The organism is Catenulispora sp. EB89, assembly GCF_041261445.1.
Taxonomy (GTDB): Bacteria; Actinomycetota; Actinomycetes; order Streptomycetales; family Catenulisporaceae; genus Catenulispora.
The window spans coordinates 268,609-284,008 of sequence record NZ_JBGCCU010000015.1; the positions used below are offsets into that span (position 1 = coordinate 268,609).

At 68.5% G+C, this 15,400-nt stretch carries 15 protein-coding genes; 7 read left to right on the forward strand and 8 right to left on the reverse strand.

Going from position 1 to position 15,400, the window contains the following annotated elements:
• Positions 1-297 precede the first annotated feature (297 nt).
• Positions 298-1,101 carry an aminoglycoside 3'-phosphotransferase gene (locus tag ABH920_RS29650; protein WP_370352461.1) on the forward strand — a complete coding sequence of 268 codons (804 nt, stop codon included), beginning with the start codon at positions 298-300 and terminating at the stop codon, positions 1,099-1,101.
• Here ABH920_RS29650 and ABH920_RS29655 read toward each other — a convergent pair.
• The 5 genes from ABH920_RS29655 to ABH920_RS29675 form a co-directional block, all read right to left on the reverse strand.
• Positions 1,071-1,559: a hypothetical protein gene (locus ABH920_RS29655; RefSeq protein ID WP_370352462.1), complete on the reverse strand. Its 489-nt coding sequence runs from the start codon at positions 1,557-1,559 to the stop codon at positions 1,071-1,073. The two genes, ABH920_RS29650 and ABH920_RS29655, sit on opposite strands and share 31 nt — an antisense overlap.
• A gap of 131 nt (positions 1,560-1,690) precedes the next feature.
• Positions 1,691-2,305 carry a TetR/AcrR family transcriptional regulator gene (locus ABH920_RS29660; protein WP_370352463.1) on the reverse strand — a complete coding sequence of 205 codons (615 nt, stop codon included), beginning with the start codon at positions 2,303-2,305 and terminating at the stop codon, positions 1,691-1,693.
• Positions 2,306-2,319: 14 nt separating this feature from the next.
• The gene (paaK, locus tag ABH920_RS29665) at positions 2,320-3,627 is read right to left on the reverse strand and encodes a phenylacetate--CoA ligase PaaK (RefSeq protein WP_370352464.1); all 1,308 of its coding nucleotides are present in this window, start codon (positions 3,625-3,627) and stop codon (positions 2,320-2,322) included.
• Positions 3,624-4,829: a 3-oxoadipyl-CoA thiolase gene (pcaF, locus tag ABH920_RS29670; protein ID WP_370352465.1), complete on the reverse strand. Its 1,206-nt coding sequence runs from the start codon at positions 4,827-4,829 to the stop codon at positions 3,624-3,626. The genes paaK and pcaF overlap by 4 nt, the downstream gene beginning before the upstream one ends.
• Positions 4,826-6,388 (reverse strand): 3-hydroxyacyl-CoA dehydrogenase NAD-binding domain-containing protein, encoded by a 1,563-nt coding sequence (locus ABH920_RS29675; protein ID WP_370352466.1) that lies wholly within the window; start codon positions 6,386-6,388, stop codon positions 4,826-4,828. Before ABH920_RS29675 ends, pcaF begins: the two co-directional genes overlap by 4 nt.
• A 119-nt stretch (positions 6,389-6,507) precedes the next feature.
• On the opposite strand from ABH920_RS29675, the gene paaN reads away from it, so the two are divergent.
• Positions 6,508-8,175 carry a phenylacetic acid degradation protein PaaN gene (paaN, locus tag ABH920_RS29680; RefSeq protein WP_370352467.1) on the forward strand — a complete coding sequence of 556 codons (1,668 nt, stop codon included), beginning with the start codon at positions 6,508-6,510 and terminating at the stop codon, positions 8,173-8,175.
• A 123-nt stretch (positions 8,176-8,298) separates the two neighbouring features.
• Complete coding sequence (locus tag ABH920_RS29685; protein ID WP_370352468.1) at positions 8,299-8,673, forward strand: DUF6444 domain-containing protein; 375 nt, start codon at positions 8,299-8,301, stop codon at positions 8,671-8,673.
• A 323-nt stretch (positions 8,674-8,996) separates the two neighbouring features.
• Here the strand turns inward: ABH920_RS29685 and ABH920_RS29690 are convergent, their stop codons facing one another.
• Entirely contained in the window at positions 8,997-10,289 is a 1,293-nt protein-coding gene (locus ABH920_RS29690; RefSeq protein ID WP_370352469.1) for a hypothetical protein, read from the reverse strand.
• A 228-nt stretch (positions 10,290-10,517) separates the two neighbouring features.
• A complete protein-coding gene (locus ABH920_RS29695; protein WP_370352470.1) occupies positions 10,518-11,267 on the reverse strand; it encodes a multiprotein-bridging factor 1 family protein in 750 nt (249 codons plus the stop codon).
• 95 nt (positions 11,268-11,362) lie between these two features.
• Here ABH920_RS29695 and ABH920_RS29700 point away from each other — a divergent pair, with 95 nt between their 5' ends.
• The 3 genes from ABH920_RS29700 (at position 11,363) to cpt (ending at position 13,014) form a co-directional block, all read left to right on the forward strand.
• Positions 11,363-11,557, forward strand: coding sequence for a hypothetical protein (locus tag ABH920_RS29700; protein WP_370352471.1), 195 nt, complete (start codon positions 11,363-11,365; stop codon positions 11,555-11,557).
• Between the two features lie 93 nt (positions 11,558-11,650).
• On the forward strand, positions 11,651-12,427 hold the full coding sequence (locus ABH920_RS29705) for a crotonase/enoyl-CoA hydratase family protein (RefSeq protein ID WP_370352472.1): 777 nt from the start codon (positions 11,651-11,653) through the stop codon (positions 12,425-12,427).
• Positions 12,424-13,014, forward strand: coding sequence for a chloramphenicol phosphotransferase CPT (gene cpt / locus ABH920_RS29710; RefSeq protein ID WP_370352473.1), 591 nt, complete (start codon positions 12,424-12,426; stop codon positions 13,012-13,014). Before ABH920_RS29705 ends, cpt begins: the two co-directional genes overlap by 4 nt.
• Here the strand turns inward: cpt and ABH920_RS29715 are convergent.
• Positions 12,974-13,513 (reverse strand): N-acetyltransferase family protein, encoded by a 540-nt coding sequence (locus ABH920_RS29715; RefSeq protein WP_370352474.1) that lies wholly within the window; start codon positions 13,511-13,513, stop codon positions 12,974-12,976. The genes cpt and ABH920_RS29715 overlap by 41 nt on opposite strands.
• 92 nt (positions 13,514-13,605) lie before the next feature.
• On the opposite strand from ABH920_RS29715, the gene ABH920_RS29720 reads away from it, so the two are divergent.
• A complete protein-coding gene (locus ABH920_RS29720; RefSeq protein WP_370352475.1) occupies positions 13,606-15,210 on the forward strand; it encodes a hypothetical protein in 1,605 nt (534 codons plus the stop codon).
• The last annotated feature ends 190 nt before the right edge of the window (positions 15,211-15,400 follow it).

Below are 15,400 nucleotides of genomic sequence, written 5' to 3' on the forward strand. Positions count from 1 at the left end.
GCGCCCACACTGCCGGATCATCAATCATCTGGCCAAGGCCCGTCATCTGAAGGCGCTCCAACCAGTGCGACAACACCAACGCCTCGTCACCCGTCAGCTTGATCGTCACGCCCCCATCGACCACGAACACCTCCAGTGCCAACCCTTACAGACCACGCCAAGCTATCCAGAATCGAGCCGCGCGCCGGCGCTGGTCAACACTCGATCCCCGAAATCGGCACGAAATGGCGTCAAACGAGCGAACCGGGCGCCGAAAAGCGTGCGGCCCGGGCGCCCGCCGCCTGGCATCCTGCCGGAGTGACCTCGCTCAGCTTCACCAACGTCCCGCCGCCCGACCACCCCGTCCCCGATCCGGTCCGCGCGGCGGCGGGCGGCCGGCCGATCGTGCCGGTCTGGTACAACGAGGCCGCCTCGACGTTCCGGCTCGGCGCGGGCCCGGACGCCCGCTATGCGAAGTGGGCACCGGCCGGCAGTGACCTGGACCTGGCCGGCGAGGCGGCGCGAATGCGGTGGGCCGGGACGTACGTGGCTGTACCGCAGGTCTTGGAGCAGGCGTCGAACGCCGAGGGCGCGTGGCTCATCACCGCCGCGCTGGATGGGGAGATGGCCGTCGTCGACCGGTGGAAGCAGGATCCTGCGACCGCCGTCCGCGTGATCGGCGAGAGTCTGCGCACGTTCCACGACGCGCTGCCGGTCGCCGTGTGCCCCTTCAGCGCCTCCGCCGAGGAGCGGGTCGCCGAGGCCGAGCGCAACGCCGACAGTCGCGCGCACCGCACACTGCATCCCGACTTCGCCGGCCGCACGCGGGCCGAGGTCCTGAAGCGCCTGGCCGACATCCCGCCGGTCGACAAGCTCGTGGTCTGCCACGGCGACACCTGCGCCCCGAACACCCTGCTGACCCCCGACGGCCGCTTCGCCGGGCACGTGGACCTCGGCGCCCTCGGCGTCGCGGACCGCTGGTCGGACCTGGCGATCGCCACCTGGTCGACCACCTGGAACTACGGCGACGGCTGGCAGGAGCCGCTGCTCGACGCGTACGGGATCGCGCCCGATCCCGAACGCACCGAGTACTACCGGCTGCTCTGGGAAGTAGGCCCCTGAGCCACGGCTGACCCCGCTGATCCGGCCGACCCGGCTGACCCCGCCGACCCCGCCGACCCCGCCGACCCGGCCGACCCGGCCGACGGGACCGGACCGGCGGCATCGCCCCGCGGACCGCCACTCATCCCGCCGACGATCCGCCACCGCTCGACCAACATCGGCACCAGCACGTTCCGCCAGACCTCCAGATCGACCTGCCCGCTGGTCATCCCCCCGCGCGCCAACTCCTCGCGGTAGATCCGGTCGGTGGACGTGTCCTGAAGGTCGTTCCCGGTCAGCCATCGGAACGAGGAGCGCAGGATCTCGACCAGGTCGCGCTCAGCGGTGGGCAGGACCTGTTTCGCCAGCATGGTGCGCATGGATCGCCACAGATACGGATCCCCGCGCAGACCCCACGTAGCCGGTTCCGGTTCGAAGAGGTCGGCGACCATGCCGACCGGGGCGGGCGCATCGATCATGTCGCGAACTTCCTTCAGTCACCACGTCTAGCGCAGATCTTCCCGAATCTGCCCGGTCCTTACAAGACGCCGCGTGCTGAGAACTTGCTGAAGAAATGCGAAGCAGCCGGTGCCGGGAATCAGCACCCTGATCAGCGCCGCCGCAACCCGTCGAACACCAGATGCGTCACCGCCGAGGCGACATCGTCGGCGGACCACCGCCCCGGCCCCGGCCGGTACCACTCCACCACCGAGTTCACCATCCCGAACACCAGCCGCGAGGCCAGATGCGGATCCAGGTCCGTCCGCAGCACCCCGGCCGCCGCCGCCCGCTCCACGAACCCGGCCAGCCGGCGGTCGATCTCCCGCCGCCGGGCCTGCGCCGCCCGCTCGGCCTCGGTGTTGCCGCGCACGCGCAGCAGCAGCGTCACGTACGGCAGCTCCTCGACCAGGATCTGCACCGCGCGGAACACCGCCTGCTCCACCCGGTCCAGCTCCCCGGCGTCCGGCAGCGGCTCCAGCGTGTCCAACGCGTCCAGCGACCCGTTCAGCGCGTCCAGGGCCCGGTTGACGCCGCGCGTCAGCAGCTCCTCCTTGCCCTTGACGTGGTGGTAGATCGACGACTTCGTGATCCCCGCGGCTCGCGCCAGATCCTCCATGCTGGTGCCGTCGTACCCGCGCTCGTTGAACACGGCCACGGCGACTTCCAGCAGGGAGTCGGGGGTGTAGGTGGTGCGCTTGGAGGAAGCGCTCTCCTGGGCACTCATGGAAACCCGTGTACTCAATTGCGGTCGCCCCGCATGTCGAGAATGCGCTGTGCCTTGCCCTGCGACCGCTCCAGGCCGCCGGGGTCCAGGACGTCAACGGTAACGGTCACCCCGAACCTCTCCTTCACGCCGAACGCCAGCCGCTGCGCCGCCGCGCCCCGGTCGACGTCCGCCTCCCGCGCCTCGACCCGCACACACAGCTCGTCGAGCCGCCCCGGGCGAGTCAGCACACAGACGAAGTGCGGCGCGAGCCCGGCGATGGTCAGCAGTTCCTCCTCGATCTGACTCGGGAAGAGGTTGACGCCGCGCACGATCATCATGTCGTCGCTGCGTCCGGTGATCCGCTCCATCCGCCGCATCGGTCGGCTCAGGCCCGGCAGCAGCCGCGTCAGATCGCGGGTGCGGTAGCGGACGACCGGCATCGCCTGCTTGGTCAGCGAGGTGAAGACGAGCTCGCCCTTCGCACCGTCCGGCAGCACCTCGCCGGTGGCCGGATCGACGATCTCCGGGTAGAAGTGGTCCTCCCAGAGATACGTGCCGTCCTTCTCCGCGACGTCCTCGTTCCCGACGCCGGGACCCATCACCTCGGACAGCCCGTAGATGTCCACGGCGTGCACCCCGAGCCGCTGCTCGATCTCGGCGCGCATGGCGTCGGTCCACGGCTCGGCGCCGAGCACCGCGATCCGCAGCGAGGTCGCGGCCGGGTCGATGCCCTGCTTCTGCATCTCGTCGACGATCGCCAGCAGGTACGACGGCGTCACGCAGATGACGTCCGGTTCGAAGTCCTGGATCAGCTGCACCTGCCGCGACGTCTGGCCGCCGGAGATCGGGATGACGGTACAGCCCAGCGCCTCGGCGCCGTAGTGCACGCCGAGACCGCCGGTGAAAAGGCCGTAGCCGTAGGCGACGTGGACCCGATCACTCGGACGGACACCGGCGGCCCGCAAAGACCGCGCGCCGACGGCGGCCCAGTTGTCGAGATCTGATTTGGTGTACCCGACGACGGTCGCCTTACCGGTGGTGCCGGACGAGGCGTGGATCCGCGCGACCTGCTCCCTCGGCACGGCGAACATCCCGAAGGGGTAGTTGTCGCGCAGATCCTTCTTCGCGGTGAAGGGGAAGTGCTTCAGGTCGGCCAGTTCCTTGAAGTCGCGCGGGTGTACGCCGGCTTCGTCGAAGGCTGACTTGTAGTGCGGCACGTTGGCGTACGCGTGCCCCAGGCTCCACGCCATGCGCTCGGTCTGCAGAGCCCTGAGTTCCTCGACGGGAGCGCGCTCCGCGTCATCGAGCGTCCGGGCCGGGATGTCAGGAAGCGAACTCATGCGGCACGCTCCAGCAGCACCGCGATCCCCTGCCCGACGCCGATGCACATCGTCGCGACCGCGTACCGCGCCTGACGCTCGTTCAGCTCCAGCGCCGCCGTCAGCGCCAGCCGCGCACCGGAGGCGCCGAGCGGATGGCCCAGGGCGATGGCGCCGCCGTTGGGGTTCACGTGCTCGGCGTCGTCGGGGAGTCCCAGTTCCCGCAAGACCGCCAGCGACTGCGCGGCGAACGCCTCGTTGAGCTCGACGACGTCGATGTCCCCGATGCCGAGCTTGGCGCGCTCCAGCACGCCGCGCGTGGCCGGCACCGGGCCGATGCCCATGATGCGCGGCTCGACGCCGGCGGTGTGGGAGGTGACGACCTTCGCCAGCGGCGTGAGGCCGTAGCGCTCCACGGCCTCGCCGGAGGCGACGAGCAGCGCCACGGCGCCGTCGTTGACGCCGGAGGCGTTGCCGGCCGTGACGGTGCCGCCCTCGCGGAACGGCGTGCCGAGCTTGGCCAGCGCCTCCAGGGAGGTGCTGCGGGGGTGCTCGTCCTTGTCCACGACGACCGGGTCGGCCTTGCGGCGCGGAATCGTGACCGGCGTGATCTCCTTGGCCAGCCGGCCGTTCGCCTGGGCCGCCAGCGCGCGTTCCTGGGAACGGACCGCGAACGCGTCCTGGTCCTCGCGGCCGATGTGGAAGTCCTCGGCGACGTTCTCGGCGGTCTCCGGCATGGAGTCGATGCCGTACTGCTTCTTCATCAGGGAATTGACGAAGCGCCAGCCGATGGTGGTGTCGAAGACGTCGGCGGTGCGCGCGAACGCGGTGTCGGCCTTGCCCATCACGAACGGCGCCCGCGACATGGACTCCACGCCGCCGGCGACGACGACGTCCGCCTCGCCGAGCCGGATCTGGCGCGCGGCCTGCACCAGCGCCTCCAGGCCCGAGCCGCACAGCCGGTTCACGGTGGCGCCGGGAACCGTCACCGGCAGCCCGGCCAGCAGCAGGGCCATGCGGGCCACATCGCGGTTGTCCTCGCCGGCCTGGTTGGCGTCGCCGAAGAAGACCTCTTCGACGGCCGCGCCGGGGACCTGCGGGACGCCCGCGAGCAGGTCGCGGATGACGTGCGCGGCCAGGTCGTCGGGGCGGACGGACGCCAGGGCGCCGCCGTAGCGGCCGAAGGGGGTGCGGGTTCCGGTGACGAGGTAGGCGTCGGTCATGCTGGGTCCTTGTCCGGGTCGTCGTGCTGGTCGTGGTCGTCGTGGTCCTGGTCGTCGTGGTCCTGGATCAGGTCCTGGATGTGGTCGTGGATGTGGTCGTGGTCCTCGAAAGCGCTGCGGAGGATTCCGTCGACGTAAGCGCGGCCCACGGCGTCGTGGAGCGGGGAATCCATGAGCCGGTCGGCGTGCGCGAGCTGGCGCAGCAGCGGCGAGGCGCGGTAGCGACCGTCGCGGTACGTGTCCTCAAGGTTGTCGAGGACTTCGCAGATGTAGGCAAAGCCTAGATCCGCGCCCCACTCCAGCGGGCCCTTGGGGTAGTTGACCCCGAGCTTCATGGCGGTGTCGATGTCCTCTTCGTCGGCATCGCCCCGGTACAGCGCGTCCACGGCCTCGTTCACCAGGCGCGCGACCGTACGCGTCACGACCAGGCCGGGAACGTCCTCCAGGACCACGACCTTCTTGCCCTGGCCCTGCAGGTAGGCGATCGCCGCCTCCAGGTCCACGTTCGGGGTGTCGGCGGCCGGGGCGAGAGCGGCGGTCGGCGTGCCGTCGGGGTCGATCGCGAGGTCCAGCAGGATCCGGCCGTCGCCGTAGGAAGTCGCCGTCTTGCCGAGGCAGCGGAACAAGGTCCTGCCTGATCCCCGCACGTCGCGCGTGGCCTCGTACTTCGGCTCGGCCTTCTCCCCGTCCTCGCCGTACTCGTAGAAACCGCGGCCGCTCTTGCGTCCCAGCCGCTTGGCCGCGACGTGCTCCTTCTGCGTCCAGGCCGGCGTGTAGCGCGGGTCGTACCCGGTCGCCTCCCACACCGAGGTCGACACCGCGAGGTTCACGTCGAGCCCGATCATGTCCATCAGCTCGAACGGCCCCATCTTGAAGCCGCCGCTCTCGCGGACGACCGTGTCAATGGTCGCGAAGTCCGCGGCCTGCTCCTCGTAGGCGCGCAGGGCCTCGGCGTAGAACGGCCGCGCGACGCGGTTGACGATGAAGCCGGGCGTGGAGCGGCAGTGGACCGTGGTCTTGCCCCATGCCTGCGCCAGGTCCGCGACGGCCGCGCTGAGGCCGGGGTCGGTGGCCAGGCCGTCGATGATCTCGACCAGCGGCATCAGCGGGGCCGGGTTGAAGAAGTGCATGCCGACCAGGCGTTCGGGCTCGCGCAGGCCGCCGGCGATGGCGCTGATCGACAGCGAGGAGGTGTTGGTCGCCAGCAGGCAGTCCGGGCCGACGATGTCCTCCAGGTCGGCGAACAGCTTCTGCTTGACGCCGAGGTCCTCGATCACCGCCTCGACCACGAGGCCGGCGTCCTTCAGGGCGTCCAGCGCCTCGACCGCGCTGAGCCGGTCCTTGGCCGCTTGAGCTTCCTCAGCGGCGATCCGGCCCTTGGCCGCGAGCGAGTCCAGGCGCTTCCCGACGCCCGCGACCGCGCGCGCCGCCGCGCCCTGGACCGCGTCGAAGACCGCGACCGGATGCCCGGCCTGCACCGCCAGCTGGGCGATCCCGGCGCCCATCGTCCCGGCGCCGATCACTCCGACGAGTGATTCCCTGGCGTCGTTCGCCACCATCCGCGTCCACTCCTTCCCAGGCGGCGGCCTCGGGGGGTGTCCCACCCTGGAACCGACCGACCGTTCGGTTTACTCTAGATCCCGTCAGGGCCGACACACCAGCATTCCGGGAGTCACAGATGACCGCCACGGCCGAGCAGTTCACCGTCCGCCACCGTGAGACCCTCGATCGGGCGGTGCAGGCGATCCGCGAACGCGCGTTCTGGACGCCGTACCCGGAGATCCCGAAGGCGTACGGCGAGGAGTCCGCCGGCACCGGGAAGGCGGCGTACGAGGGCTACCTGAACCGGCCGTTCCCGCTGGCCCAGCCCGGGACCGACGAGCTGGTCGGCGCCGAGAAGTCGCCGTACGGGGTGGCGCTGGGCGTCACGTACCCGCACCCGGACCTGGACGTCCTGCTGCCGGCGATGGAAAAGGCGATGCCGAAGTGGCGCGACGCCGGCCCCGAGGCGCGGGCCGCGGTACTGATCGAGGCGCTGGCGCGGCTGAACGAGCGCACGCACGAGATCGCGCACGCCGTGCACCACACCTCCGGCCAGGCGTTCGGCATGGCGTTCCAGGCCGGCGGCCCGCACGCGCAGGACCGCGGGCTGGAGGCGGTCGCGTACGCCTACGCGGCGCAGACCGCGCAGGTCTCGGCGGCGGAGTGGGAGAAGCCGCAGGGGCCGAAGCCGGCGCTGCACATGGCGAAGAAGTTCACCGCCGTGCCGCGCGGCATCGGCCTGGTGATCGGCTGCAACACGTTCCCGACCTGGAACAGCTACCCGGGCCTGTTCGCCTCGCTGGCCACCGGCAACGCGGTGGTCGTGAAGCCGCACCCGAACGCGGTCCTGCCGCTGGCGATCACGGTCGCGGTGCTGCGCGACACCCTCGCCGAGGCCGGCTTCGACCCGGACCTGGTCGCGCTGGCGGTGGAGAAGCCGGGCGAGGGGCTGGCCAAGACGCTGGCGCTGCGCCCGGAGATCCGCATCATCGACTACACGGGCTCGACCGAGTTCGGCGTGTGGCTGGAGCGCAACGCGCCGCAGGCCGCGGTGTACACGGAGAAGGCCGGCATCAACACGGTGATCGTCGACTCGGTCGAGGACTACAAGGGGATGCTGGGCAACCTGGCGTTCTCGTTCTCGCTCTACAGCGGCCAGATGTGCACCACGCCGCAGAACATCTTCGTCCCCCGCGAGGGCATCACGGTCGCCGGCGAGCACAAGTCCTTCGACGACTTCGCCGCCGACCTGGCCGGCGCCGTGGAGAAGCTGCTCGGCGACGACGCACGCGCCAACGCCCTGCTCGGCGCGGTGTGCAACCCCGGCGTCACCGACCGCCTGAAGCAGGCCGAATCGGTCGGCAAGACCGTCCTGGCCTCCCGCACCGTGTCGAACGCCGAGTACCCGGACGCCGAGGTCCGCACCCCGCTGATCGCCGCGATCGACATCGCGGACACCGACGTCTACACCGGCGAGTGGTTCGGCCCGATCAGCTTCCTGATCGCCGCCGACAGCACCGACCAGGCCATCGAGACCTTCCGCAAAACCGTCCGCGACCACGGCGCCATCACCGCCGCGGTGTACTCCACCCACGACGACGTGATCGCACAGACCGAGGACGCGGCGCTGGACGCCGGCGTGAACCTCTCGGTCAACCTGACCGGCGGCGTGTACGTGAACCAGAGCGCAGCGTTCTCCGACTTCCACGCCACCGGCGCCAACCCGGCGGCGAACGCGGCGCTTTCGGACCTGGCTTACGTGGCGAGCCGGTTCCGGGTGGTGCAGTCGCGGCGGCACATCTAGTCGGCCGAAGCAGCAGGTCGGGGCCGTTCGAGGACGGCCCCGACCGACACCGATCGACCTCGGCATTAGCACGTATCCATTCAGATCTGAAGATCGGGATCTGATGGCGGCGGGACCTGCGTAGTGTGTGACAGGGTTCTGTCTTGCGTCGTCGGGGGGCTGGAGTCGCCGTCGCGGGAAGATCTCCTTGCGCTGCTCGCGTTGCAGCAGCGGCAGATCGAGGACCCGAAGTCCACGGTGGTCCGCCTGACCGACGAGGTCGTCGAACTGCGGGCGAGGCTGGGCCGGAACTCGGGGTACTCCTCGATGCCGCAATCCTCGGACATGTTCGTGAAGCCCGAGCGGCGCAAGAAGCGTTCGTCGGGGCAGCCGCGCGGCAAGCAGCCCGGTGCACCCGGACGTGTCGCTGGAGCTGGTGGAGCGCCCGGACCGTCAACTGGACGAGTTCCCGGCGGACTGCACCGTCCGCGAATCGATGCTTCCGCGGATCTCGGCTAGGTTCACCCGGCGGCAGTGCCACGACATTCCGCCGATGTGCGTGCAGGTGACCGAAACCCACAGGCACCGGGTGCGGTGTGCTTGCGGCCACCTCACCGCCGCGAAGGTGCCAGACGGCGTACCGGACTGCCCGTTTGAGGATAGGTGGCGGTGAGGCGAGCGTCCGGGTCGGGGTGCAGATCCCCGTCAGGAATCTGCATCCCCCTCAGATCTGATTGAATATATTAACACAGCAAGCATCCGCAGCGCCGACCAGAGGGAAAGAAATTTCTCATCCCAGTGACACCAATGCCATTGTCACTAACATACGACAATAGCACGGGCTACGTCGTCGTACGCTGACCCCATCGGAGAAAGAACGCGAAGTAGGGGTCTGCGATATAGAGGGTTGCCAGTGGCACATCATAATCAACTACTGGTTCACCTTGAGTCTGTTCGCGAGCGATACGCGCCATCTCTTCAAGGACCCGTGTCACCTCATGCCTCTGCGGGATCTCATCCGCCATAACCTCGCGGAGCCCACCTCTCACCTGCTCGTAGGTGACCTCCGTCAACGGCCCCGTCCAGGCGATTGCCTCGAGCGTTGCGCCGTAGATATCCGTTGTCGAACCATTCTTGAGTACCCGTGGCTTCCGATCGGTGCGTTGACGCGGGCCTCGCGCCAACAACTCAAAGGCCGTTTTGGACGCCAACGACGATCGCTCCGCAAAGAAATTATCCCAGTTCGGGGCTTTCAGCTTCACCGGCTTCGCAACAGCCTCGCGGATGTTATTCGCCTTACAGAGGTTCAAACAGAAATCCCGCATCAGGTGCGGGCTGCCGAAGCTCTCTTTCACCAGCCGGGCGGCCAGATCGCCACCATCGTCAACAACGTTGAGTGCCGCAAAACCCGCAGTGGCAATCCCTTTTAGATCATCATCAGACCAAAAGCTGACTTTCAGCTGCTGTACCCGACCAGTCATCTCACGCTCTACGCGGACAACATCATAGGCCCGATGGGGGACAGCAATGACAATTACGGGCAGTCCCTCAAAAATGAGGTCTTTCAAACCTCGAACGATCTCAAGTTGCGCTTCCGCAGGAATGTAATGAAAGTCGTCAACCACGATGGGGTACTGCTCGCGCAGAAGTTCCGAACGTACAGCCATAGCAACGGGACGATTGCGAGTGAACTTGTCGCTAATCGAGTTGGATGAATCCGACCCTGAATCGACTCCACCCTGGACCGCAAGGATGTTGATCTGACCCTTGCTTGATGAAGTCGCCCGCTCGCTGGATGTTGAGGATGTCTCAATCGTAGTGTGCACACCCAGATGATCTGCAAGCGTGGCCCAGAACTCTTCAGCCGATGAGATCGCCCCTCCCGACAGCCAAATTGCACTGTCATCGCGGAGCACACTCCTGATAAGCACTGTCTTGCCGGTCTTGGTAGGTCCGGACACTGACAGCACTCGATGCCCCTCATCGAGGTAGTCCTCAAAATTCTGCTCGAGGTTAAGAGCCTCACGGGGAACATAGGTCACTGTGGGCAGCCCACCCGCGACGAACACCTTCCCAACCCTTACCGACTGGCCAGACTTACTCAACTGGCCAGACTTACGCCGGGGAATCGCCATGCCCCGATCCTACAGACCACTACGACGCTCTCGCCCGGCGTTCACACAATTATTCACATCAGCTAAACGCCCGAGGTCAGCACAGTCTCAGAGAACAACGCCGAGGGTCTCGAATGAGGTCCCAGCACACGCCGTACGCTGAGGTCTCGCGGAGCCGGTGGAGGTTCTCAGTCCAGCACTCAACGGCACGCCCGGCGACTCCAGCGAACCCCTAGACCATGGCGGCGGCTACTCCGGAGCTGACGCGTAGCGCTCGATCGTGCCAGGAGCAGTGCTGGCGTCGAGGAACCTGAGTTCCCACGGGCCGGTGTTGACGTCGAAATCCTTTCCGAACCCGACCCACTTCCCGACGATGCGGCGTCCGGTCGGCTCGGCGAGCATCTGAAGCGCGCCGTAGTACGTGGCGCCGCGGTAGAAGCCCTCTTCTCCCGTCCGCTCGCGCCACGTCCCGGTGATGATGTTCCGGTCGACGGTCAGATCAAGGCTCATCGAGGACTGCGGGTCGAGAGAGTTCGGGGAGACGGACCGGCCCGTGATCCGGTCCCCTGTCTGGAGCAGGAGGAGATGGTGGGCGCCGGTGAACGTCTGCTCCCGGCTGGACGAGTAGAACTCGTAACGGGACAGCCAGATGCCCGAGAAGCCGGGCTGCACTGTCTGGTCACCACCCGCAGACTCGGGGTTGGCGATGCCCTGGGCGGAAACCTCCGCAGCGGACATGTCATGACCTCCTTCTCGGTCAGGGCTGACTCTCGCGGGAAAGCCCATCGCTTCGATCGGCACCCCGAGAACAGCCTCCAGAGCGCGTGCGTAGACCGGCCGGGGCTGGACCGTGGCGCCCGACTCCCAGCGCTGAACGAGCCGCTTGCTGGCGTCGTTGGGCTCCCCGACCGCCTTTCCGGCCTCTCGAATGCGGCGAGCGAACTCTTCTTGACTCAGACGCAGGCTGAGCCGAGCAGTCTTCAGCGTGTCGTTCGTCATGGTCCAAATCTAGGGTCCTGACCACCGAAATGACACCGGTTTGACGCCTTTGGGACGGCGCGCCGACGCCGGGTTCGCTCAGGACACTGGGTGTCGTGGAAAACGAGCCTCAGATGACGTCCTCGTGTCCGACCAACCCGCGGCCGGGGTCCCTGGTCAGCTACGCCGGAAAGACGTACAAGCTCATGGCTTACGTCGGTGTGAACACGGTGGCGCTGCGACCGCCGGACGGCGGTGTGGAGACCTGGGTGTCGGTGGATGACATCAGCACCAGTCCGGGGTCCGAGTAGCGGCGTTTACGCCAAGGGCAAGATGCGGCCCGCGTCGCGGCGCCACATCTGACAGATGTGGCGGACGGACGGCGGGGAGGCCAAACTTCCCCCATGAACACCGAGCACCCTGCCGTCCGCACCGAGAAGAGCGGTCCCGTCACCACCGTCATCCTGCATCGTCCCGAGGTGCGCAATGCCGTGGATCCGGCGACGGCTTTGGCGTTGCTGGCGGCGTTCCGGGAGTTCGAGGAGGATGCCGACGCGCATGTCGCGGTGTTCTATGGCGAGGGCGGGACGTTCTGTGCCGGCTTCGATCTCAAGGCTTTGACCGTCGGTGCGGTGCCGGCCGGGATGCTCGCCTACGGCGATGGGCCGATGGGGCCCTCGCGGCTGCGGCTTTCGAAGCCGGTGATCGCGGCGGTTGCGGGGCATGCTGTGGCCGGCGGGCTGGAGCTGGCGTTGTGGTGCGACCTGCGGGTCGTGGAGGAGAGTGCGGTCTTCGGTGTCTTCTGTCGGCGGTGGGGCGTGCCGCTGGTCGACGGTGGCACGGTGCGACTCCCGCGTCTGATCGGGCACAGCCGCGCGATGGACATGATCCTCACCGGGCGCGCCGTCGCCGCCGATGAGGCTCTGGGCTGGGGCCTCGCCAATCGGGTCGTGGCGGACGGGACGGTTCGCGAGGCCGCCGAGGCGCTGGCCGCCGAGATCGCCGCGTTGCCGCAGCTCTGCCTGCGCGAGGACCGTATGTCAGTGCTCGAACAAGACGGGCTGGACGAGGAAGCCGCCCTGCGCAACGAGCTGCGGCACGGGCAGGTGTCTTTGGCCGAGGCGGTCTCGGGTGCGCAGCGGTTCGCCGACGGGGCCGGACGCCACGGGACCTCGGCGTGACACCCCGCGCGACACCGCGCGCGACAACCCGCGTCGTCATCCTCAATGGCGGCTCCAGCTCCGGCAAGACCACCATCGCGCGCAGGCTTCAGGCCGTTCTGCCACAGCCCTGGCTCGCCTTCAGCATCGACGACTTCGTCGACGCGCTGCCGGAGAAAATGCTCTCCGCAGACAGCGGAATCCAGTTCGAAGCGGACGGCGGGGTCGCCGTCGGCGCGGACTTCCGCGCCCTGGAAGCCGCCTGGATGGCCGGCATCGCCGCGACCGTTCGCGCCGGCGCGAACGTCGTCGTCGACGACGTCTTCCTCGGCGGCGCGGCCAGCCAACACCGCTGGGAGCAGGCCCTCGGCGATCTGAACGTGCTGTGGGTCGGCGTCCGCTGCGACGCCGCCGTCGCCGCACGCCGCGAACAGCAGCGCGGCGACCGCACCGTGGGAATGGCCGCGCAGCAGGCGGACGTCGTGCACAAAGGCGTGCGCTACGACCTGATCGTCGACACCACCGACACCGACCCCACCGACTGCGCCGGCACCATCGCCGACTGCATCAGCTGGCTGCGACCGGCGGCAACTCCGACAACCGCATAGCCAGCAACATCCCCGGCCAATCCCCGGCCTCCGCGATCGTGAACTCCTGCACCCGCCGGAACCCGTACCCCTCGTAAACCTTCACCAGGTTCCCGCCCTCCCCCGCCCAGCAGTCCACCCGCAGCAGATCGATTCCCCGCTCCGCCGCCTCAAGCTTGGCCCGCTCCACCAGCATCCGCCCGGCCCCGCGCCCCGCGTGCCGTCGCGACGTGATCAGGAAGTTGACATACAGCTCCCGCTCCTCCGCCTCCGGCACGTAAGGCTGCCGCTCCTCGGTGATCACCATGGCCCCGAGCGGTGTCCCGTCCTCGTCCTCCAGCACCCGCAACCCGCCGGTGCCGGCCCGCCGCTCGAACCCCTCGCGCCGCTTGTCGTTGCCGGTCCAGGGCTCGGTCCCCCACTGCCCGGTGTTCCCCCGGGCGTTCATCCACGCGACCGCCTCGTCCCCGAACCGCAGGAGCAACGGGACGTCCTCACGGCCACCTACGCGGATCCGCACGATCCTCTCCTCACAAACTGTTCATGTGAACGCGCGTCAGATATAACCGCAGTTCACCGATCCCTCGAACAGGCGTTGTAGAAATCCGCCTCATGAGAATCTACCTCGCGTCCAAGCGACGCCTCGCGGTCTCGGCGGTCGCCCTGGCCGTGGGCTCGGCCCTGCTGGTCCCGGCCACGGCCATGGCCGCCGGCCGGCACCACGGGCAGCCGACCACCTGGACGCTGTCCGGCCAGGTCACGCCGGCCACGCTGAAGGGCGGCCCGTGGACGCTGGGCCAGACCCCGGCGACGTACGGCTCGCCGACCGCCGGCTACTGCGACGCCAACGGGAACGTCACCCGCAGCCCGGGCAGCGAGCTGTTCCAGCCGGCCTACTTCCCGAACGTCACCGGCAGCGGCCAGCACCTGCGCGGCTTCTTCGACTACCGTCCGAAGGACACCGACGAGGCGGTCCTGGCGGCCAAGTCCGACGACGGCGGCAAGACCTGGACCTACCAGGGCCAGGCGCTGGAGTCGCAGAAGGGCCAGTGCCCCTCGCCGGCGCTGAACGACGACGGCCAGGGCCACCCGACCGTGCTGCACGTGAACGGGAAGGACTTCCTGTACACGCTGACCCGGCCGACCGCCGACACCCCCGGCTCGCAGCTGCTGGTCCACAAGGTCGACGCCGACGCCCGCAACCCGCTGGCCAAACTGCCCTCGGCGCAGGCCGTCGGGACCGGCGCGACGACCACGCTGACCGCCGCGGTGACGCTGCCGGCCGCCACGATCCCGGCCGCCGACACCTCGGCGTTCGAGATCCCGGGCACGGTCCGGATCCAGACCTCGGCCGGCCTGCAGGACGTGCGCTGCACGGACTCGACCGCGACCTCGTTCATCGGCTGCTCGGGCGGCACGGGCACCGCGGCCGGCGGCGCCGCGGCCGGCACCTACCCGGTGGTCCCGGCCGACACCCAGGCCACCACCGGCCTGGTCTCCCCGGACGGCATCCTGGGCGTGCTCCCGGCCAAGGACGGCCGCTCGGTGACCGTGCTGTACGTCGAGAAGCAGCTGGACTACTTCAAGACCGCCGACCAGGCAAACGCCTGCGCCGTCCCGTTCGCCACGCTGAACAAGATCGGCGAGGGCAAGAACAAGGCGCCGTACTACGGCAACAACGAGGACCGCTCCACGGTGCGCAGCGCCACCACGCGCGACGGCATCCACTTCACCGACAACGGCCCGGTCTCCGGCCTGGGTGACAACGAGAGCACCGGCGCGACCGCGACCCGGTTCGTCAGCCCCTCGGGCACCGTGGTGAAGAACCCCGACGGCACCCTGGGCCTGTTCTACGCCGCCGGCAACTGCTACGACGGCGACAGCGACGGCTTCCACTACATCGGCTACGCCACCAGCAAGGACGGCGTGAACTGGAAGATCGTCGACGGCTTCACCAACCCGCTGCTGTCGGTCGACACCACGTTCCCGCAGACCGCTCCGGCGCTGTACTACAGCGGCCGCATCTACGGCCCGCAGGTCGTGCTCGGCCACGACGGCAAGACCGCGACCATGGTGTTCGCCGGCTACCGCACCCCCAAGCCGCTGCCGAAGCCGGGCACGGCGCTGGGCACCGACCCGAACGCGCTGTACACGGTCGGCGCGAACGACCTGGCCAGCTACCGCAGCATCCTGACGGTCACGCTGACCACCAAGTAGGACCGAGCAGGACCCAGCAGAACCCAGCAGGACCTAGTAGGGCCCAGCAAAACCGAGTACGGCAGAGGTCCGCCGAAGTCAGGCCGAAACAGGCACTAGAAGGCCGATGAAAATCATGCGTTCTGACCTCGTCGTTTGGTCGGCGGGGTCAGACTGCTGTTATGCAGGGTGAGTGGACTGGTGAGCTGGT